20 protein-coding genes and 1 pseudogene are annotated in these 20,616 nt (G+C 73.4%); 15 read left to right on the top strand and 6 right to left on the bottom strand.

The genetic code is table 11. The annotated features are described in order from the left end of the window. A pseudogene (locus tag Z052_RS00385) lies at positions 1-111 on the top strand (BtpA/SgcQ family protein); the annotation flags it as partial. 30 nt (positions 112-141) lie between these two features. Here the strand turns inward: Z052_RS00385 and Z052_RS00390 are convergent. Continuing rightward, on the bottom strand, positions 142-1,245 hold the full coding sequence (locus Z052_RS00390) for a carbohydrate kinase family protein (protein WP_049929765.1): 1,104 nt from the start codon (positions 1,243-1,245) through the stop codon (positions 142-144). Beyond that, on the bottom strand, positions 1,242-1,763 hold the full coding sequence (locus Z052_RS00395) for a nucleoside deaminase (RefSeq protein ID WP_049929764.1): 522 nt from the start codon (positions 1,761-1,763) through the stop codon (positions 1,242-1,244). Before Z052_RS00395 ends, Z052_RS00390 begins: the two co-directional genes overlap by 4 nt. 194 nt (positions 1,764-1,957) lie before the next feature. Between Z052_RS00395 and Z052_RS00400 the strand changes: the two genes are divergently transcribed. The 4 genes from Z052_RS00400 to Z052_RS00415 all read left to right on the top strand — a co-directional run bounded on the left by Z052_RS00400 (position 1,958) and on the right by Z052_RS00415 (position 7,917). Then, entirely contained in the window at positions 1,958-3,496 is a 1,539-nt protein-coding gene (locus Z052_RS00400; RefSeq protein ID WP_049929763.1) for a universal stress protein, read from the top strand. Positions 3,497-3,583: 87 nt separating this feature from the next. Further along, entirely contained in the window at positions 3,584-4,516 is a 933-nt protein-coding gene (locus Z052_RS00405; RefSeq protein WP_049929762.1) for a PHP domain-containing protein, read from the top strand. Positions 4,517-4,624: 108 nt separating this feature from the next. Continuing rightward, the gene (glp, locus tag Z052_RS00410) at positions 4,625-5,884 is read left to right on the top strand and encodes a gephyrin-like molybdotransferase Glp (RefSeq protein ID WP_099288480.1); all 1,260 of its coding nucleotides are present in this window, start codon (positions 4,625-4,627) and stop codon (positions 5,882-5,884) included. Next, entirely contained in the window at positions 5,881-7,917 is a 2,037-nt protein-coding gene (locus tag Z052_RS00415; protein ID WP_094521274.1) for a molybdopterin biosynthesis protein, read from the top strand. The genes glp and Z052_RS00415 overlap by 4 nt, the downstream gene beginning before the upstream one ends. On the opposite strand, the gene Z052_RS00420 is transcribed toward Z052_RS00415, so the two are convergent. The 3 genes from Z052_RS00420 to Z052_RS00430 form a co-directional block, all read right to left on the bottom strand. Beyond that, the gene (locus tag Z052_RS00420; protein WP_049929759.1) at positions 7,887-8,348 is read right to left on the bottom strand and encodes a PaaI family thioesterase; all 462 of its coding nucleotides are present in this window, start codon (positions 8,346-8,348) and stop codon (positions 7,887-7,889) included. The genes Z052_RS00415 and Z052_RS00420 overlap by 31 nt on opposite strands. Positions 8,349-8,423: 75 nt before the next feature. After that, positions 8,424-9,395: a hypothetical protein gene (locus Z052_RS00425; protein WP_094521272.1), complete on the bottom strand. Its 972-nt coding sequence runs from the start codon at positions 9,393-9,395 to the stop codon at positions 8,424-8,426. Continuing rightward, on the bottom strand, positions 9,392-11,068 hold the full coding sequence (locus Z052_RS00430) for a histidine kinase N-terminal 7TM domain-containing protein (protein WP_094494312.1): 1,677 nt from the start codon (positions 11,066-11,068) through the stop codon (positions 9,392-9,394). Before Z052_RS00430 ends, Z052_RS00425 begins: the two co-directional genes overlap by 4 nt. Positions 11,069-11,205: 137 nt before the next feature. Between Z052_RS00430 and Z052_RS00435 the strand changes: the two genes are divergently transcribed. The 8 genes from Z052_RS00435 to tgtA all read left to right on the top strand — a co-directional run bounded on the left by Z052_RS00435 (position 11,206) and on the right by tgtA (position 18,559). Further along, on the top strand, positions 11,206-11,949 hold the full coding sequence (locus Z052_RS00435; RefSeq protein ID WP_094521270.1) for a lipoate--protein ligase family protein: 744 nt from the start codon (positions 11,206-11,208) through the stop codon (positions 11,947-11,949). 66 nt (positions 11,950-12,015) lie between these two features. After that, complete coding sequence (locus Z052_RS00440) at positions 12,016-12,414, top strand: 30S ribosomal protein S6e (protein WP_094521268.1); 399 nt, start codon at positions 12,016-12,018, stop codon at positions 12,412-12,414. A 10-nt stretch (positions 12,415-12,424) separates the two neighbouring features. Continuing rightward, positions 12,425-12,892, top strand: a complete 468-nt coding sequence (locus tag Z052_RS00445; protein WP_094521266.1) for a hypothetical protein — start codon at positions 12,425-12,427, stop codon at positions 12,890-12,892. Positions 12,893-12,988: 96 nt separating this feature from the next. After that, positions 12,989-14,074 carry an Lrp/AsnC family transcriptional regulator gene (locus Z052_RS00450; RefSeq protein WP_094521264.1) on the top strand — a complete coding sequence of 362 codons (1,086 nt, stop codon included), beginning with the start codon at positions 12,989-12,991 and terminating at the stop codon, positions 14,072-14,074. A gap of 31 nt (positions 14,075-14,105) precedes the next feature. Further along, a complete protein-coding gene (locus Z052_RS00455) occupies positions 14,106-14,777 on the top strand; it encodes a bifunctional precorrin-2 dehydrogenase/sirohydrochlorin ferrochelatase (RefSeq protein WP_049929752.1) in 672 nt (223 codons plus the stop codon). Beyond that, positions 14,774-16,114 (top strand): glutamyl-tRNA reductase, encoded by a 1,341-nt coding sequence (gene hemA / locus Z052_RS00460; RefSeq protein WP_094580559.1) that lies wholly within the window; start codon positions 14,774-14,776, stop codon positions 16,112-16,114. The genes Z052_RS00455 and hemA overlap by 4 nt, the downstream gene beginning before the upstream one ends. A 77-nt stretch (positions 16,115-16,191) precedes the next feature. Next, a complete protein-coding gene (locus tag Z052_RS00465) occupies positions 16,192-16,995 on the top strand; it encodes a Nif3-like dinuclear metal center hexameric protein (protein WP_094521263.1) in 804 nt (267 codons plus the stop codon). An 85-nt stretch (positions 16,996-17,080) separates the two neighbouring features. After that, positions 17,081-18,559: a tRNA guanosine(15) transglycosylase TgtA gene (tgtA, locus tag Z052_RS00470; RefSeq protein WP_049929749.1), complete on the top strand. Its 1,479-nt coding sequence runs from the start codon at positions 17,081-17,083 to the stop codon at positions 18,557-18,559. 84 nt (positions 18,560-18,643) lie between these two features. Here tgtA and Z052_RS00475 read toward each other — a convergent pair whose 3' ends face one another. Further along, on the bottom strand, positions 18,644-18,976 hold the full coding sequence (locus tag Z052_RS00475; protein ID WP_049929748.1) for an uS10/mL48 family ribosomal protein: 333 nt from the start codon (positions 18,974-18,976) through the stop codon (positions 18,644-18,646). A 172-nt stretch (positions 18,977-19,148) separates the two neighbouring features. On the opposite strand from Z052_RS00475, the gene Z052_RS00480 reads away from it, so the two are divergent. Then, positions 19,149-19,595: a bis(5'-nucleosyl)-tetraphosphatase gene (locus Z052_RS00480; protein WP_049929747.1), complete on the top strand. Its 447-nt coding sequence runs from the start codon at positions 19,149-19,151 to the stop codon at positions 19,593-19,595. 97 nt (positions 19,596-19,692) lie between these two features. Next, positions 19,693-20,616: DUF5787 family protein (locus Z052_RS00485; protein WP_099288482.1), on the top strand; the 924-nt coding region annotated here is incomplete at its 3' end.

Consider the following 20,616-nt stretch of genomic DNA (forward strand, 5'->3'; position numbering starts at 1 on the left):
GCCGACGGCGCGATCGTCGGCACCGCGCTGAAACGGGGCGGCGAGACGACCGCCCCGGTCGACGCCGACCGCGTCGCGGACCTCGTCGACGCCGCCGACGCGGTTCGGTGAGCGGGGCGCGGTGATCGGGAGGAGGGTCCCCTACCGGCCGACGTCGACGCCGCGGTCCGCGAGGAACGCCTCGACCTCGCTCCGCGTCGGGAGCCCGGGCTGCGTGAACCGGCTCGTACAGTTGATCGCGGCGATCGCGGCCGCGAACCGGACGCCGCCAGCGACGCCGTCACGGTCGGCGGACGGCCCCGCGGGGGCTCCAGCGATCCACCGGTCGATCAGCCCGGCGGTGAACGCGTCGCCGGCGCCGGTCGCGTCGACCGTCTCGACGTCGAACGCGTCGAACTCGGACACCTCGCCGCCCGCGATCGCCGTCATCCCGTCGGCGCCGTGCGTGAGGACGGCGCGGGGCCACGTCGGGCCACCCCGCGACCGCGACTCGGGCCCGGGTGAGGGCGCCGACTCGGCCGCTCGGGTATGCGCGCTCGCGACCCGCTTGACCGCGGCGTCCGCCGATCCGAAGAACGCCGGCGCGGCGACGCCGTCCGCGACGAACAGGTCGGCCTCATGGAGAAACCGGTGGACCGTCGCCGGCTCCGTGCCGCGCCCGACTAGCTCCTCGACGGATCCCGAGAGGTCGAAGACGAGCGCGGGCGGGTCGCTCCCTGACTCGCCTGATTCGGCGGCTTCGCGGAGCGACCGAACCCGGTCGAGGGCCCGCCGCGCCACGCTGTCAGGCGTGTAGGCGGTGAGGAAGACCGCGTCGGCGTCGGCCATCGCGGCGAGCGCGTCGCCGTCGAGGCGGAGCCCGCGGAAGCTCTCGCCGGCGGTGACGATGGCGCGCTCCCCATCCGGGTCGCGGAGGATCAAGGACCGGGTGTGGGCGTCGTCGCCGACCGCGACGTGCGTCCCGTCCACGCCCGTCTCGCCGAGGTACTCCAGGGCTCTCCGGCCGTACTCGTCGTCGCCGACGCGGCTGACGAGCCCCGCGTCGCGGCCGAGGCGGTCGAGCGCGACCGCGACGTTCGCGCCCACGCCGCCGAACGCGGACGTGACCTCCCGGGCGAACGCGCCGCCGTCCGGCTCCGGGAGGTTGCTGACCGCGTACCACTCGTCTATCGCGGCGGCCCCGACGCAGAGGACGGCCGGCGAACCACCGCTTCCGCCGTCGCTCGCATCTGACTCCGCCGTCACGACTCGCCGAAGAAGGGGCGGTGAACGGCCATCGCGGCGTCGACGGCGATCGGTCCCTCGACGCTCGTCTCCCCGCCGCCGCGCCGGACCACTTCCTCGCAGGGGATTGGCACCACGCCGCCGGAGAGCTCGCCGAGCGTCTCGCCGTCGACGCCGAAGACGACCCGGTCGATCCCCGCGTAGTGGATCGCGGTCGAACACATCGGGCACGGCTCCGTGCTGGCGTACATGGTACAGTCCGCGAGCTCGTCGGCGTCGAGCTCCCGCGCGGCCCACCGCGCGAGCGTCAGCTCCGGGTGCGCCGTCACGTCGTCCTCGGTCCGCGTCTCGTTGCGCGCCTCGCTGACGACCTCGCCGTCGACCACGAGCAGGGCGCCGAACGGGGTGTTTCCGGCCTCGACCGCCTCCTTGGCGAGCCGGATCGTTCGCTCCACGTACTCCCGGTCGGTCGGGTCGTCCGGCAGGTCGTCGAGGTCACGGAACTCGCTGGGATCGCCGGCGTCGTCCGCGTCGGTCATACGTCCCCGTTCGCCTCCGGGAACCTAACGGTTGGTACCGCCGGCTGCGCGCGGTCGTCGTCCGGCGAGCTCGGTTCCCCGTCGAGGCGTCTCGGTCCGCGTCGTCTCCGTCGCCGACGCGCGTCGGGGTCACGCTCGGCGTTCGCGTCGGACGCTCCGCCACGCTCTTGACCGCCACGAGCGAAGCAAGAGTAATGCTGGACAGGCTGCGAGCGAAACTCGGCGCCGCTCGCCGACGGGCACGTCGGATCGAACGCCGGGAGTTCGCGGAACTCCGGCAGTGGGCCGAGGACACGAGCAATCTGCTCCACCTGACGACGCTGTTGCTCGTGCCGATGCTCATCGCGCTCGTCACTCAGATAACGAACCTGACCGACCTCTCGTTTCTCCTCTTCCCGCCGCTGGCGTCGGGAGCCTACACGCTCTTCTCCGACCCGCAGGGACAGTACTCCTCGCCGAGAACGTTCGTCGGGGGGCTCGTGGCGGGGGCGCTCGCGGGGTGGGCCGCGCTGGAGCTCTCGCTGCTCGGTGTCGGCGGCGTCTCGACCGGCGCGATCAGTCCGCTCAGCGCCGGGCTGTCGATCATGCTCTGCGGCGGCCTGACGTGGCTGGCCAGCGTCGAGGAACCGGCCGCCTTCTCGACTGCGCTTCTGGTCCTCGTGAGCGCGCGCGGCGACGCGGTGCTCGTGTTCGGCACCACCGTCGACCCGGCGGCGGCCTACGTCGTGGCCGTCGCGGTCTCCGGCAGTCTCGTCGCGGGCGCGTTCACCGTCTGGCGCACGCGGTTCTACGAGGAGCGCGCTCGCTACCTCTACGGGACCACGCAGGCTGACGACCACGTCCTGGTGCCGATGCGGGGGGAGACGAGCGAGGCGACCGCGTTCTTCGGCGCGCGGCTCGCGGCCGCCCACGACGCCGGGAAGGTCGTCCTCCTCGACATCGTCGACGACGCGGAGATGGCGGTCGCGGAGCGGGCAGTGTCCGCCGACCACGGCGCCGCGACGCCCGGAGACCTCCCGGACTCGGTGCGGGCGTCGTTCGACGGCGACTTTGAGGAGGAGGTCTCGGACCGAGCGGCGGCGGCGGCGGTCGAGCGGCTCGAACCTCACGCCGCGGAGATCCGAGCCCGGTTCGACGTGCCGTGCGAGGTGGTCGTCGCGGCCGACGGCGATCCGGCCCGGGTCGCCGTCGAGACCGCCCGCGCGACGAACTCGGACCTGATCGTGACGCCGTACGAGACCGAAGACGGCCTCCTCTCGCCGTTCGCCCGGGAGGTCTTCGCCGGTCCACTCGACGCCGTCGCGTTCCGGTCGACGACGGGCGTCCACACCTGGCGGCGCGTCCTCGTACTGGTCGCCCGGCCCGGCGACTCGGCGCACGCGATGATCGACTTCGCAGAGCGACTGGCCGGCGAGAGCGGCGGGGTGAGCGTCTGTACCTGTATCGACGCCGAGTCCGAGCGCAGACGGGCCGAGACGAAGCTGGCGAACCTCGTCGAGACCACGACGGGGCCGGTCGAGACGCGGGTCGCGCGGTCGGAGGTGACGGCGTTTCTCGGCGCGAACGCGGACGCCTACGACCTCGTCCTCATGGGGTCGAGCGGGGACCGCTCCGCGGCCTCGCGGCTCGTCTCTCCGCCGACCTTCGAGCGCATCCAGGACGTCCAGTGCGACGTGGCCATCGTGGACCGCGGGAACGCGGACCACGAGGTGCGGGTGTTACGAGAGGGGTGAGACCGTCGACGGCGCGCGCGACGGATCCCTTCTCGGCCAACCGCCGCCGCTCCTCCATTTATATACCTCCCGCCGCGTAGTTCGGTCGTGTCCCGCGTCACCGTCAGCATCGACCCGCACGTGCACTCCGAGGACAGCTACGACGGGCACGAGCCGGTCGATCTGATCTTGGAACACGCGGCCGAGATCGGGCTCGACGCGGTCGTTATCACCGACCACGACGTGATCCGCGAGTCGAAACGCGCCGCGGAGACCGCCGCCGAGTACGGGCTGATCGGCATCCCCGGCGTGGAGGTGTCGACCGCGCACGGCCACCTGCTGGCGATCGGCGTCGATCGAATGCCGCCGCGCGGCGAGCCGTACGCCGAGACGGTCCGGCGGATCCACGAGCAGGGCGGCGTCGCGATCGTTCCCCACCCGTTTCAGCGCTCGCGCCACGGCGTCCGTCAGCGCGACATCCCGACGCCCGGATCGGGCGACGGCTCCGGCGGGGAAGCGCCGGACGCCGAAACGTCCGGCGTGGACGCGGAACTGCCGGACGAGGACGCGGTCGACGCGGCCGGGGCCGCCGCGCCGGGCGCCGAGGTCGACGCCGTCGAGGTGTTCAACGCGTGGCTGTTCACGGGGTACCGAAACCGACGCGCGCGGCGGTTCGCGGCGACCCACGGCTACCCGGGGGTCGCCGCGAGCGACGCGCACCACCTCCAGTACGTCGGCCGGGCGTTCACTGAGCTGACGATCGAGGGGCGAGAGTCGGTCGGCGAGGTCACCGCGGACGACGTGCTGACGGCGATCCGCCGCGGCACGACGACCGTCGACGGCCGGCGCGCGCCGATCCGAATGGCGGCGAAACACTACGTCGGCGCAGCCGGACGCCGGTCCGGGTACTACGCGCGGACCGGCGCGGCCCGGGGCGCCCGGGCCACCAGGCGGACGACCCTCGGCGCGCTCACGGCCGCGAAGGTCGCCGCCCTCCAGTCGGTCCACCGGACTCGCCGGTTCCTCTCGTGGTTCGCCTGACCGGGCGCGTCGGCGGCCGGGGGCGTCGGCGAGCGGCCGCGACCGAGGGTCCGAACGCCGGCGCCCGCGGAGAACGGGGTTTTTGCCCGCGGCCGCGAATGTGTGAGCATGAGCCACGACAGACGGGAGTCCGGGTTCAAGCGGCGGACCCGGGTCGCGGACGCGAGGGCGACGCTGCTCGACGCCGTCGCGCCGAACGACCGGACGGAGACGGTCCCGGTCGAGGCGGCCGACGGCCGCGTCGTCGCCGAACCGATCGACGCGCCGGCGCCGGTGCCGGGGTACGACCGCGCCGCGATGGACGGGTACGCCGTCCGCGCGAGCGACACCTTCGGCGCCGGCGACCGATCGCCGGCGGTCCTGACCGCCAAGCCCGCCGAGGCGGACGCGGTCGCGCCCGGCGAGGCCGCTCGGGTCCACACCGGCAGCGCAGTCCCGGAGGGCGCGGACGCGGTCGTGATGATCGAACAGGTCGAGTCGGTCGACGGCGAGGTGGAGGTGTTCGAGGCGGTCGCGACCGGCGAGAACGTCGGCGAGGCCGGCGAGGATGTCGCCGACGGCCAGCGCCTCTACGAGCCCGGCCACGCCCTGCGCCCCTCCGACCTCGGCCTGCTGCGCTCGGTGGGCTTCGACACCGTCACGGTCCGGGAGCCGCCAGAGGTCGCCGTGATTCCGACCGGCGAGGAGCTGGTGGAGTCGGATCCCGGCCCCGGCGAGGTGATCGAGACGAACGGGCTCACCGTCTCCCGGCTCGTCGAGCGCTGGGGCGGCGAGGCGCGCTACCGCGACGTCGTCACCGACGACCCGGAGGCGCTGCGCGAGGCCGTCGCCGCCGACCTCGACGCCGACGTGGTCGTCACCACCGGCGGCTCGTCGGTCGGGGAGCGGGACCTGATCCCCGAGGTCGTCGGCGACCTCGGCGAGGTGCTGGTCCACGGCGTCGCGCTGAAGCCCGGGCACCCAGTCTGCCTCGGCCGCGCCGAGGGGACGCCGATCGTGTCGCTGCCCGGCTACCCGGTCGCGTGTATCGTCAACGCGGCGCAGTTCCTCCGCCCTGCGATGAAGCGCGCGGGCGGGGCCGACGTAGAGCCGTTCCCGACGCGGCGCGCGACGCTCGGCCGGAAGGTCGCGAGCGAGCCCGGTGTACGGACCTTCGCGCGCGTGTCACTTTCGGGTCCCGACGACGGCCCCGACGGGGACGCGGCGGTCGACGACGCGCTCCCGACCGCGACGCCGACCCGCGCGAGCGGCTCCGGCATCCTCTCCAGCGTCGCGCTCGCTGACGGCTGGGTGGTCGTGCCCGAGCCGCGGGAGGGGCTCGACGCCGGCGAGTCGGTCGACGTCGAACTGTGGGAGGTGACGGAATGAGCGACCGCAAGGAGTTCCGGGACCTCGCGACCCCCGAGGCCGCGCGCGAGGCGATCGAATCGCTCGACCTGTCGCCGACCCCGGAGACGGTCTCGCTGGCGGACGCCCGCGGTCGCGTTCTCGCCGAGCGCGTCGACGCCGCGATCGACGTGCCCGGCTTCGACCGCGCGTCGATGGACGGGTACGCCGTCCGCGCGCGGGAAACCTTCGGCGCGGACGAGGCGGATCCCGCCGAACTCGACCTCGTCGGCGCGGTCCACGCGGGCGCCGCGCCCGACGTGACCGTCGAGCCGGGGACCTGCGCGGAGATCTCCACCGGCGCCGTCATGCCCGACGGCGCCGACGCGGTCGTGATGGTCGAGCGCACCGACGAGCTCGGTTCGGGCGGGGACGGGGTCGACGACGACGGTCCCTCGCGGATCGCTGTCCGCACGTCGGTCGCGCCGGGCGATCACGTGATGACAGCCGGGACCGACATCGCCGCCGGCGCCCGCGCGCTCGGACCGGGCACGCGGCTGACGCCCCGCGAGATCGGGCTGCTGTCGGCGCTCGGCGTCGACGAGGTCCCGGTCGAGGGGCGGCCGCGGGTCGGTATCGTCTCGACCGGCGACGAGCTGGTCCGCCCGGGCGAGGCGCTGAACCCGGACCGCGGGGAGATCTACGACGTGAACTCGACGACGATCGCCGCCGGCGTCGAGGAGGCGGGCGGCGAGCCGGTCCTCTACCCGCACGCCGGCGACGACTACGACGAGATGGAGCGGCTGCTGCGCCGGGCGGCCGACGAGTGCGACCTCGTGCTCTCGTCGGGGTCGACCTCGGCGAGCGCGGTCGACGTCATCTACCGCGTGATCGAGGCGCGCGGGGAGCTCCTGCTCCACGGCGTCGCGGTCAAGCCCGGGAAGCCGATGCTGATCGGCCGGCTCGACCGGGGCGGCTCCGACGGCGGCGACGGCGACGGCGACGAAGGCGTCGGCGAGGACGCCGCCCGGAACGATGCCTCGGTCGGCGAGTCCGCGTACGTCGGCCTCCCCGGCTACCCGGTGTCCGCGCTCACCATATTTCGCACGTTCGTCGCGCCCGCGATCCGCGACGCCGCCGGCCAGCCCGAGCCCGCGACGGCGACCGTCGAGGGGCGGATGGGCGTGAGCGAGCGCTACTCGGAGGGCCGTCTCCGGCTGATGCCCGTCGGCCTGCTCGACCTAGACGACGACGCCCCCCCGCTCGTCTACCCGGTGGACAAGGGGTCCGGCGCGACGACGAGCCTCGTCGAGGCTGACGGCGTCGTCGCGGTCGACCCGGACACGGAGGTCCTCGACGCCGGTGAGGCGGTCGAGGTACAGCTGTTCTCGCCGGACGTGCGCCCGCCGACGCTGCTCGGCGTCGGCGAGGACGACCCCGCGCTCAACCGCCTGCTCGACCGCCTCGCGAACCCGCGGTACCTCGCCGTCGGCTCGCGCGAGGGGCACCGCCGCCTCCGCGACGGCGTCCCCGACGTGGCGGTGACCGCCGGACCGACCGACCGCGAGGTCGGCGCCGAAGCCCTCGGCGGCTGGACCCGCGAGTGGGGGCTTGTCGTCCCCGACGGCAACCCGGAGGCGGTGACCGGGATCGCGGACCTCGTCGACCGCGACCTCCGCTTCCGGAACCGGCCGACAGTCTCGGGCCTCCGTCGGAGCCTCGACACGGCGCTCGACGACCTCGCGGACGAGCGCGACGCCGACCGCCGGGACCTCGCCGAGCGGATCGACGGCTACGAGCGGACCGCGAAGGCGTTCGAGAGCCCGGCCCGCGCGGTCGTCGCGGGCGACGCGGACGCCGGGCTCGGGCTCCGCGAGACGGCGGAACGGCTGGGCTGTGCGTTCGTCCCGCTCGGCGAGCAGTCGGTCGTCGTCAGGGCGGCCCCCGATCGCGCCGGCCGCGAGCCGGTCGCGGCGCTGGCGGCCGCACTCGACGGCGACGGCGGTCGCGGCGGGATCAACGCGATCCTCGCCGACCTCCCGGGCTACTCGCGGAACAGCCGAAACGATCCCTGACCGACAACGACCTCGCCGCGGTCCCCGTCGACGCCGCTGGTGACGGTCATCTCGCTGACGCCGATGGAGCCGCCGGCCCGGATCACTTCGGCCTCCGCGCGGAGGTCGCCGGTCGCGGGGCGGAGGTAGTTCGCGTTGAGGTTCACCGTCGCGACGCCGCCGTCGAGCGGGTCCTCGAACGTCGTGCGCTGCGCGACGCCGCCGGCCGTGTCAATCAGCGTCGCCGCCACGCCGCCGTGGATCGTCTGCCCGTCCGTGTTCGTGAGCTTCTCGTCGAAGGGGATCGAGAGCACGACGCGCCCGCGCTCGACCGTCTCGACCGACGTGTTCAGCCACGAGAGGTAGCCGTGTTCGTCCTCTAACTTTTGTTCGACGAACCGCGTCGCCGCGTCGGGGAGCGGGTCCATCTCCGCGATGTCCGTCTGATCCATGTCCCGCCGGTCGTCCCGGGACGGCTTGTACCCCCCGGAAACGGGCGACAACCGGCGATCGATTGACGGCCTCGCTCACCCGACGCCGAGCCGGATCGGGTCGTCGCTTGGCACGAGCTCGACCGTCACCGACTCGCCGATCGCGAACGAGCGGTCCGGACAGACCAACTTGACGCCGAAGCGCTCGCCGCGCGCGGCGAACAGGGAGAGCCCCACGATGCGATCGCCGTTCGCGCGGACGTCGACCGCCCCCCACTCGACCCGTGGCGCCCCGGACGACCCCCCGCCGTGGGCGGCCGCGGTTCCGATCCGGGTCCCGAGGAGGGACACCGCGTCGCCCGACCGCGGGCGTCGCTCGTCTCTTCCGTCCTCGCCGGGCGCCGCGTCGCTCGCCGCGAACGTCCCGCCGCCCGCGTAGTGCGTCAGCCCGCCGTCGAGCGGGACCCCCCCGTCGCTCGCGAGCGCCGCGAACGACGGTCCGGGCTCGGTCCGCCGCGGGCCGGCGAGCACGACGTGGGTCGGCCCCCGCTCGACGACGGTTCCGGTCCCGTCCCACGCGACCCGCTCCACGGGGAGGTCCGCGGCGACCGGGAGCGACCCGCTCGCTCGGAGGGGATTCGCGTCCGGCGGGCGGAACCCGAGGTGGACGTGGTCGTCGACCCACTGGCCGAAGAAGCCCGAGCGGGTCGTCGGGCCGAGCGCGTCGCCGACGGTGACCCGGTCGCCCGGCGTCACCGCCGGGATCACGTGGAGGATCCGCGCGACGGTGCCGGAGGGCGCGCCCGCGCGAGCACACCACTCGTCGTCGAGGCCGACGACGATCAGGTGGTCCTCGTCGGCCGCATACGGGCGGTCCGGACAGCCGACGGTGCGGACCGCGCTGACGGTCCCGGCGACCGGAGAGCGGCCGACCCCGTCGCCCGGGTAGAGGTCGACGGCGCGACCGCGTTCGTGGGCGGGGTACGGGGAGTTGAACCGCGAGAACTTCTCGTATTGCTCGACGACCTCCGCGGGGAGCGTGACGGTCGCCTCCGGCGGGTCGGTCACGGGTCGGCGACCTCCATCCCCTCGATCACGAACCGCGCGCCGCCGGCGTCGGACTCGGCGACCGAGAGCGTCCAGCCGTGCGCCTCGGCGATGTCGCCGACGATCGCCAGCCCCAGCCCGGTGCCGCCGCCGAGCGACACGCCGCGCTCGGTGACTCGCTCGCGCTCCTCGGCCGGGATCCCGGGACCGTCGTCGCCGATCGAGAGCGCGGCCCGGTCGCCGCCTCGGGTGATAGCGACCGTGACGGCCACGTCCTCTCCCGCGTGTTCGATCGCGTTGCGGAACAGGTTGGAGGTCAGCTGTTCGAGCCGGTCGCGGTCGGCCAACGCGGTCGCGTCGCCCTCGACGGTCAGCGTCGCGTCGGCGGTCTCGAGCCGCGACCAGACGCGTCTGACCGTCCCGTCCAGCGAAACCCGGTCGAGGTCGTCGACCGTCTCCCCCGCCGTCGCCAGCGCGAGGAGTCCCTCGATCATGTCGTCCATCCGCTCGTGGGCGTTCGCGGCCCGCTCTAAGGCGCCGTCGGGGTCGCCGTCGCGCTGGCGGGCCAGCTCGACGGCCGCAGACGCGGCGGCGAGTGGGTTTCGCAGGTCGTGCGAGACGACGCCGGCGAACTCCTCTAACCGCTCGTTCTGCCGTTCGAGCTCCGCCTCCCGGCGTTCGAGTTCCGCCTGTCGCCGCTCCCGCGCGGTCACGTCGCGGAGCAGGAAGACGTGGCCGCGGTCGGTCCCGCGCGGGTCCGTGATCGGGTTCTCTTGGATGTCGAACTCGCGGTCCCCGATGGCGATCGGGTGTTCGACGCCGGACTCCAGCCGCGGGAACACGTCCGACAGCGACGAGCCGACCGCGTCGGGCGGGAGGAGCGACTCGGCGGCGGGGTTGAGGTCGCGGATCCGCCCGTCGGAGCCGGAGACGATCACCGGGTCCTGCATCACCTCGACCGCGGTGTCGCGCGCGACGACCGCGGCGTCGAGGGTGCCGAGCCAAAAGACGGTGCCGTAGAGGAACACGCCGTGGATCACGAACGCCGTCGGCAGCCACGAGAGGTCCCCGTAGCTCCCGACGTCGACGAACGTCACGGCCCCCGCGAGGAACGGGAACAGCGTGCCGAGCAGCACGACGAACGTCTGGAGCCGGTAGCGGTTCCCGGTCCGGTCGTAGAGGTCGACGACGAGGGACGCGCCGGCGAGACACAGCGCGTACGCGAAGAGGACGAACGCGCCGCCGGCGGGACCCAACCCGTATCCGAGCAGCGTGAACGGGCCGTCGGCGACGGGGGCGACGGAGCGCCGGGCCAGCCCGTGGGTCCCGCTCGACCACGCGAGGAGGACCCAGACGAACGCGGGGGTCGCGAGCGCGACGATCCGGTTCTCCGTCCGCCAGCGTTCGCGCCCGGTGAACGCCAGCGCGAACGCCATCCAGAGGACGGGAAGCGCGCCGAGGAGCGGCGTCGCGAGGCTGAGCGCGACGCGCATCGCGAGCTCACCGGACGCGGCGATCTGGAGGCCGTACAGCAGCGACGCGCCGCCGCCGCTGAGGAGGTACAGCGCGACCTCGAGGCCGCCGGGCTCGTCGCGCTCCCGCCACGCGACCCGACCGAGCCAGAGCCCGATGACGCCGGCCAGCAGGCAGGCGGTCAGGTACGCCTGAACCGGCAGGGCGCTCAGGTCGCTCATCGATACCGGTACCACTTCCAGCGCCGACAAAACTGTTGTGTCACGCGCCGGCGCCCCCCGGGGCCCTCGGTTTCTCCCCGCCCCGAGCGACCGCGCTCGGCGCAAGGGGCTTGTGTGCCGCCGCCGTCGGCACGTCCATGCGCGTGTACAGGGGCGAGTTCGCGACCCCGGCGGCCGACCGGGAGCCGGCGGGCGACCTGCTCGCGTCGGCCGCGGAGGGGGTCCCGGCCGTCCGCGTCACGGCGCCGCCGAAGCAGGTCGCCTTCGGCCGGCGGGACACCCGCGAGCCGGGGTTCGACCGGGCGAAGCGGGCGGCGCGCGCGGCCGGATTCCCTGCCGTCGAGCGCGACGTGGGCGGTCGCGCGGTCGCGTACACCGGGTCGACGCTCTCGTTCGGCGTCGCAGTACCGACCGGCGGCGACCGGGGGTCGATCGACTCGCGGTACGAGACCGCGACCGAGACGCTCCGCGACGCGCTCCGCGACCTCGGCGCCGACGTGGTCCGCGGCGAGCCCCCGGCCGCGTTCTGCCCCGGCGAGCACTCCCTGCGCGTCGCTGGGGGCGGTGCGACGGAAACCGGCGGGGCCGCGGGCGGCGGGAAGGTCGCCGGGCTCGCGCAGCGCGTGCGCGCCGACGCGGCGCTCGTCGCCGGCGTCCTCGTCGTCTCGGCGGCGGACGCCGCGCCGATCGCGTCGGTCACCGAACCGGTCTACGACGCGCTCGGCCTGCCGTTCGATCCCGGCTCGGTCGGGAGCGTCGCCGACGCCGGCGGTCCGGACGACCCCGACGCCGTCGCCCGCGCGGTCGAGACCGCGTTCGTGGAGGGGCCGTGGGGCGACGGCGAGCGCCGGATCGTGCGCGTCGGCGGGGCAGCCGACTGAGCGCTGCGCGGCGCGCGGTTCCGACGTTTCGACGTGCTTTTTATGCGCGGGGGTCTGCGTTCGGGCATGGCCGAATTCAAAGTCGTCGTCGCCGACCCCGAGACCGGCGAGACGTTCCAGCGAGAGGTCGACGGACAGGACGCCAACCGATTCCTCGGTCGCGAACTCGGCGACGAGATCGGCGGCGACGCCGTCGGGCTCTCCGACCATACGATCGAACTCACCGGCGGCTCCGACGAAACCGGGCGCCCGATGCGCGAAGACGTCTCCGGCACCCGCCTGAAGGAGCTCCTCCTCGAGGGCGGCGTCGGCTTCGAGCCCTCCCGCGAGGGCGAGCGCAAGCGGATCACCGTCCGCGGCCGCGAGGTCGACGACGACATCGCGCAGATCAACGCGAGCGTCGTCGACGGCGACGGCGACGTGGCGGCCGCGCTCGGCGAGGGCGACGCCGACGCCGACGAGTAACGGCGCTTCGATGCCTCGCGTTCCCTCCGACGGCGAGGACGTTTCCTCGGTTCGCGTCTCGCTCGCCCGGAGCGGCGGCACTCGCCGCCCCTGCGTCAGACTTCCCGACGACGACGCGCTCGACAGGCGCGTCGAGTCCGGGGCCTGCGACGCGCTCGGAGTGAGTCAGGGGGACCTGATCCGCGTCGCGATCGGTCGCGGCGAGTACCACGCGCGTGTCGCGGCCGACTCGCGCGGGCGGCTCCTCCGCGGCGCGTTCGACAACCGGCGGCTGGCGCGCGAGTCCGGCGAGGGGACGAACCGGCTGGTCGAGTGGCTCGACGCGAACGGCCGGGAGCCGGGCGAGAGCGTCGTCCTCGACGTGGTGGTGTCCGGCGAGCTGTACGGGCTGCGGATCCCCGGCGAGCGGACCGTGTACGACGCGGACCGCGGGCCGCGGTCGTCGCTCGCCGACATCGCCCGCGACGTGGACGGGTAGCTCCCGGAGCGCGCCGGGCGTCGACGGTCACCCTCCGCCGCGGCGGCGCGGCGTCAGGTCGGATCGCTTATTCTCGCGCGGCTCCGAGATCGGTCCATGCAGGAGGTCGACGCGGACCTGACGGCGCTCGACCGCGCGATCATCAACGCGTTCCAGGGCGGCTTCCCGGTCGCGGAGCGCCCCTTCGACGCGGCGGCGGCCGCGCTCCGCGAGCGCGGCGTCGGCGTGACGGGACCGGAGCTGTGCGAGCGCGTCCGCGAGCTCGACGAGGAGGGGATCCTCTCGCGGTTCGGCGCGCTCGTCAACGCCGAGGAGATCGGCGGCGCCGCCTCGCTCGTCGCGATGCACGCGCCCGAGGACCGCTACGACGAGGTCGCGGAGACGGTGAACGAGTTCACCGCGGTCGCACACAACTACGAGCGGGAGCACCCGCACCTCAACATGTGGTTCGTGGTGAGCGTCGCGGACCACCCGGACCCCGACAAGGACGGGAGCGACCGCGTCGAGGAGGTGCTCGCGGAGATCGAGGACGCGACGAGCCAGGAGACGTACAACCTCCCGAAGCTCCGGGAGTTCCACGTCGGCGCGAAGTTCCTCGTCGACGGGCCGGTCCCCGACGGCGACGTGGACCTCTCGGGGCTCGGGCCCGACGTCTCGCCCAGCGACCGCGGAACGTTGACGCCCGACGAGCGCGACCTCGTCGTCGAGATCCAGGGCGGGCTCCCGGTGACCGAGACGCCGTACGCCGACGTGGCCGCCGCGGTCGGCGCCGACGTGGACTGGGTGATCGAGACGATCAAGCGGTTCGAGCGGGAGGGGAAGGTGCGCCGCGTCGGCGTCATCCCGAACCACTACGCGCTCGGCTACACGGAGAACGGGATGACCGTCTGGGACGTGCCCGAAGACGCCCTTGACGAGGTCGGCCCCGCCGTCGCCGACCTAGGCTTCGTCACGCACTGCTACGAGCGCCCGCGCCACGCCGGCGTCTGGGAGTACAACTTCTTCGCCATGACGCACGGCCGCACCGAGGCCGAGAGCGAGCGCCGGATCGCCGAGGTCAGGGAGCTGATGGACGACTACTGGGACGTCGGCGCGGACGACTGGGACACCCTGTTCTCGACGCGCATCCTGAAGAAGACCGGTATCCGCATCGCGGACCGGGCGGACAGCAACACGGCGTGACTCCCCGAATCGCGGGGACCGGAGGCCGTCCGTGACGCCGCTGTACCACGACTTCGCGGGCGAGACGGTGGTCGTCTTCGGCGGCGGCGCCGTCGGCTCGCGGAAGGCCCGCGGCTTCGACGAGGCCGCGCGCGTCGTGGTCGTGAGTCCCGACTTCGACGAGCGATTGCCCTCGCCCGACGACCCCGCGGCGGAGCGCGACACCGCGATCGAACTGCTACGCGCCGCTCCGGACGCCGACGCGGTCGCCGGCTGGATCGATCGGCTCGGTCCCGCGCTCGCGGTCGCCGCGACCGACGACGCCGCGGTCAACGCCGCCGTGGAGTCGGCCGCGCTCGACCGCGGGATCTTGGTCAACCGGACCGACGTCTCCGGGGGTCGCGACCCCGGGAGCGTCGTGGTGCCCGCGACGGTGGAAGACGAGCCGGTGACCGTCGCGCTCTCGACGGGCGGGACCAGCCCCGCGCTCGCGAAGGCGTTACGCGAGCGGATCGAGGCCGAGATAGAGGGGGCGGGCGAGATGGCGGCGCTCTCTGGCGAGATCCGCGAGGAACTGAAATCCGAGGGTATACCTCCCGAGAAACGCCGGGAAGCGGTTCGACGCGTTGTCAGATCCCGGGGGGTTTGGAAGGGTTTACAAAAGGGGAGATCCAACGGACGGCAAGAGGCCGACACCGTGATCGAGGAGGTACTCGACCGATGAGAGAGACGGGTGCGATCGCCGGCGTGAGCGTCGCCCACGCCGACGCGACGGTCGACGAGATCGAGGCCGCCGGCGGCGACGGCGTCCGCGCGACCGTCTCCGACCTGCTCGCGCGAGAAGGGGTCGAAGAGGCGTTCGCGGTGCAGACGTGTAACCGCTCGGAGGCGTACGTCGTCACCGACCGGACCGTCGACGGCACGACGGCGCTGTCGACGTTCGCGCCGGACGTCCGCGGCGGCGCGGTCCGCCGCCTCGACCACGAGGAGAGCCTGGAACACCTGATGCGCGTCGCCTCCGGGCTGGAGTCGCTCGTGCTCGGCGAAGACCAGATCATCGGGCAGCTGCGGGAGGCCTACGAGGAGTCGAAGTCCGCCGGCGGCATCGGCCCCGTCCTCAAGGACGCCGTGACGAAGGCGCTCCACGTCGGAGAGCGGGCGCGGACGGAAACCGAGATCAACGAGGGCGTCGTCTCGCTCGGTTCCGCCGCGGTCCGGCTCGCGGCGGACGAGATCGACCTCACCGACGGCTCGGCCGTCGTCGTCGGGGCCGGCGAGATGGGGACGCTCGCGGCCCGGGCGCTCGACGACACGCCGGTCTCGGACATCGTCGTCGCGAACCGCACCGTCCCGCACGCGGAGTTCGTCGCCGAGGAGGTCGACACGCCCGCGGAGGCGGTGCCGCTCGCGGACCTCCCCGCCGTGGTCCCCGACGCCGACCTCGTCGTCACCGCGACCGGCAGCCCCGACCTCGTCGTCCACCCGTCGTACGTCGACGGCGCCGGCCGGGTCGTCTGTATCGACATCGCGCAGCCCCGCGACGTCGACCCGGCGGCCGGCGCGCGCGAGGGCGTGACCGTCTTCGACATCGACGACCTCGAAGACGTGACCCAGCGGACTAGGGAGAGCCGCGCCGCGGAGGCGCGCGAGGTCGAGTCGATCATCGACGCGGAGCTCGACCGCATCCTCGAGGCGTACAAGCGCAAGCGCGCCGACGACGCCATCTCGGCGATGTACGCCGGCGCGGACCGGGTGAAGGCGCGCGAGCTCGACCGCGCGATGTCGAAGCTGGAGGCGCAGGGCGACCTCACGGACGAGCAGCGCCAGACGGTCGCCGACCTCGCCGACGCCCTCGTCGGCCAGCTGCTCGCCGCCCCGACGCACTCGCTCCGAGACGCGGCCGGCGAGGACGACTGGGAGACGATCCGCACGGCGCTCCGGCTGTTCGACCCCGACTTCACGCCGAAGACGGGCGACTCGGTCGAGTCGGACGCTCCCGACGCCGGGGTCGGCTCCCCGGACGCGGTCCCGGACTCCGTCGCCGAGGAGCTCGACGACTGACCCCCGACCGCCGGCCCCGACGTTCTCGACCGCGCCCGCTCCGCGCCCTTTATTCGCCGACGCGCACACCGACCGGTATGAGGCTCTCCGAGTACGTCGACCGACTCGACGAGGAGCTCGACACGGCCGCGTACGCCGACGTCGACGCGAGCGCGAACGGCCTTCAGGTCGGCCCGGGCGGCGAGGCCGCTAGCCCGGGCACCGGACCCGCCGAGGTCGAACGGGTCGCCTTCGCGGTCGACGCCGCGACGGCGACGATCGAGGCCGCCGCGGACGCGGGCGCCGACGTCCTCGTGGTCCACCACGGGCTCTCGTGGGGCGGCATCGAACGCGTGACCGGTCGCGTCCACGACCGGATCGCGGCGCTCATCGAGCACGACATCGCGCTGTACGTCTCGCACCTCCCGCTCGACGGCCACCGGGAACTGGGCAACGCGGCGGGCGTCGCCACCGAGATCGGACTCGAAGACCGTGACCCCTTCGGCGAGATCGGCCCGGTGACGATCGGCACGATCGGGGAGACGGCGGCGCCGCGCTCGGCGGACGCGCTCCGCGAGACGCTCGACGGGTTCGAGGGCCAACCGGACGGCGAGCCGTCGCCCACGCGCGTCCTGGACTTCGGGCCCGACGAGGTCGAACGGGTCGCGGTCGTCACCGGCTCCGGGGTCGACTGGCTCGACGAGGCGGTCGCGGCGGGCGCGGACGCGCTGATCACGGGCGAGGGGAAACAACAGGTGTACCACGACGCCCGCGAGGCCGGGGTGACCGTCTTCCTCGCCGGCCACTACGCGACGGAGACGTTCGGCGTTCGGGCGCTGGAGTCGCTGACCGCCGACTGGGGCGTCGAGACGACGTACCTCTCGCATCCGACCGGGCTCTGAGCCCCGCTCGCGCCGGGGGGCGGCCCCTGCGGGCGCGCTCGCCGCCGAACGCAACCCTTACCGCTCGCGTCCGCGCAGTCCGGGTATGCGCGATCACTTCGAGATCCGGGACCACGACGCCGCCGGGCGGATCGGTCGGCTGACGGTCCCCCGCGCCGACGTCACGGTCGAGACGCCGGCGCTCCTGCCCGTGGTCAACCCCAACGTGCTCACGATCGAGCCGGAGCGGCTCCGCGAGGAGTTCGGCGCGGAGATGCTGATCACGAACTCCTACATCATCCGCAGCACGGACCGCATCCGCGACCGCGTGCTCGACGAGGGGCTCCACGAGTTCCTCGGCTTCGACGGCGCGATCATGACCGACTCGGGCTCCTTCCAGCTGGCCGAGTACGGCGACATCGACGTGACGACCGAGGAGATAATCGAGTTCCAGCGACAGATCGGCAGCGACGTGGCGACGCCCGTCGACGTGCCGACGCCCCCGGACGCCGACCGCGAGCGCGCCGAGTCAGAGCTCGAGACGACGAAGCGGGCGCTCGCAGACGCCGAGGCCGCCGAGACCGGCGAGATGCTCGTCAACGGGCCGGTCCAGGGGGCGACGTACGCCGACCTCCGCGAGGAGGCGGGGCGCCACGCGGCCGCGACCGACCTCGACGTGTTCCCGGTCGGGGCGATGGTGCCGCTGCTCAACTCGTACCGCTACGCCGAGGTGGTCGAGGCGGTGCGCGCAGCGAAGCGCGGGCTCGGGCCGGGGGCGCCGGTCCACCTGTTCGGGGCCGGCCACCCGATGATGCTGGCGCTCGCGGTGGCTGCTGGCTGCGATCTGTTCGACTCGGCCGCGTACGCGCTGATGGCCCGCGACGGCCGCTACCTGACGGTCTCGGGCACCGAACACCTCGAAGCGCTCGACTACTTCCCCTGCTCGTGTCCCGTGTGCGCCGACCACGAGCCGGCGGACCTCCGCGGCTTCGACGACGGCGAGGCGGAGCGGCTGCTCGCCGAGCACAACCTCCACGTCACCTTCGAGGAACTGCGCCGCGTGAAGGAGGCGATCCGCTCGGGGACGCTGCTGGAGCTGGTCGACCGCCGCGCCCGCGGCCACCCGGCGATGCTCGACGGCTACCGCGCGCTGCTCGACCACGCCGACGAACTGGAGCGGACCGACCCCGGGTCGAAGGACGCGTTCTTCTACACCTCACGGGAGGCGGCCCGTCGCCCCGAGGTGATGCGACACCACGACCGACTCGATAGGCTGGCGGCGCCCGACGACCTCCTGCTCACCGAGTCGAAGGCCCCCTCGAATCACGCGTACGACGCGGTGTGGCGCGTGAAGCCACCGTTCGGGCCGTATCCGCCCGCGCTCTCGGAGACGTACCCGCTCACCGCCGAGGTTCCGGAGCGGACCGACGATGCGGCGCAGGTCGCCGCGGCGGCGGGTGTGGCCGCGCTCGCGGCGGCGAACCCGGAGACGACGCTCACGCTCGGGCACGACGCGTGGTGCGACGCCGCGTTGGCGCGGCTGCCGGACCGCGTCGAGACGGAGAACCTCCGGACGCTCGGTTGAGCCGGCGCTGGCGCGTGGATTCCGACGCGGCGAAAACCGCAGCCGTGACCGGAGTCGTCGGTCGGTTCGGCGGCGTCGAGCGACTCAGTCGCGCCGGTGACCGAGCGGTTTCTTCTGGCCGACCTCGACCTCGACGTGGATCGAGTCGGGGAAGCCGCGCGCGACGACGGACCGCGCGATGTCGTCGGCGCCGTGGATCTCCATCGAGCGGTGATACACGTCGTAGCGCCACGGCGAGAACTCGTCGCCCGGTGAGAGGTCCTTGTACAGCGGCACGGTGACGCGCTCCGAGGGGCTCGCGTGCGGGCCCTTACACTCGGCGCCCTTGCGTTCGAGCGTCTCTTTGAGCTCTTGGACGGTCTCGGCGAGCACGTCGCGGTCGCCGGACGCGAAGTGGAGTTTCGTGACGAAGGTCATGGCTGGGGGTCGTGCGTGAATGACCGCCGGAGCGGTAAAAACGCACCTACCCGCGGTCGCCGCGCGAGACCCCGCCGCGAATCCGGCCGAAGACCGGTCGACGCGGCCGAGCCGTTCGGATCCGTTCGGGAGTCCGACACGCTCTTTAGGGGTGATCGCTTACCTGCGGCCAATGACGGTCGAAGCGACCAGTGCCGGAGCCATCCTCTTCCGCGATACCCGCGGCGAACGGGAGTACTTGCTCCTGAAGAGCCGACCGGGGGACTGGGAGTTCCCCAAAGGCGGGGTCGAGGGGGACGAGGAGCTCCAGCAGACGGCGATACGAGAAGTCGGCGAGGAGGCCGGGATCGAGGATTTCCGGCTGATCGACGGGTTCCGCGAGGAGTACGACTACGTGTTCGAGGCGAACGGCAAGACCATCCACAAGACGGTCCACCTGTTCATCGCCCGCTCGTTCGAGGCGAGCGCCGAACTCTCGAAGGAGCACCGCGACCTCCAGTGGCGCGACTACGACCAGGCGCTCAACACGATCACCCAAGACGGCCCGCGCGAGATCCTCGAGGAGGCCCACGTGTACCTCGACGAGCGGAAAGACGAGGAGGACGGGAAGTACGTCTGATCGGGGGGCGGGGACGGGCGCGCGATCGATCGGCCGACAGCGGGCGCCCCCGCCCCGAGCGTTTCGCTTTTGTCCGCGCCCCGCGACGGTGTGGACAGTGACGCCCGACGCCGAGTTCGGCTACGAGCTGTTGGTCTGTCGGTACGCCGAGCTGGAGTGGCACCCGAGCGAGGGACGCCGTCCCGCGCTCGTCGCCCGCCAGCTCGGCACGCAGGCGCGCCGCTGGGACACCGTCGTGATCGAGGTCGACCCCGCGGCGTTCGAACGGCGGCGCGCGTTCGGCGAGCGGACGATCGACTCGGACCTCCTCCACGTCGTCCGCGGCGCGCCAGCCGCGTGGGCGTGGTACCGCGACGCCTTGTCCGACCCCGGCTACCCGTGGCGCTACGTTCGACAGGCGGTCCACCGGGCGGCGGGCCGCGGCCTGATCGAGAAGCGGCGCGACGGGAACCGGATCGAGATCCGCCGAGTGCGCCCGTTCCCGGACTGGGTCGAGCGGATCGTCGCGGTCGAGAACAAGCCGGACTTGGACCGCTCCGCGGCCGACCGGCTCGCCGACCAGCTCGAACACGACGTGGAGACCGCCCTCGCCGACGAGGCGTGGCTCGCGACCGAGACGACCGGCGAGCGCGTCGAGCCGGCCCTCCTCCGCGAGCTGCCGGTCGAAGCGGGGATCCTCGCGACCGACTTCTCCGCGGGCGTCGACGCCGACGCCGCCGATGTGGCGTGGCACCCGAGCGACCTCGCGCCCGGCGAGGAGGAGCGCCGCGACGCCGAGACCGAGACGCTGCGGCTGGAGATCGCGGAGCGCGCCTACGGGAAGGGGTGGCGCTCGTTCCACGACACGATGCGACCCGACTGCCGACACTTCGAACTCCGGCGCGAGGGGCGCGCGCTCGTTCCCCACTGCGCGGCGAAGGAGAAGGTTCCGACCGCGCGGGAGTGTTCGGGGTCGTGCGCCGAGTTCTCGCCGGAACCCCCTCAGTGGCGGACGAAGGGGTGGCCGATCGAGGGCGGGCCG

This window comes from Halorubrum sp. C191, from assembly GCF_002727095.1.
GTDB lineage: Archaea > Halobacteriota > Halobacteria > Halobacteriales > Haloferacaceae > Halorubrum > Halorubrum ezzemoulense.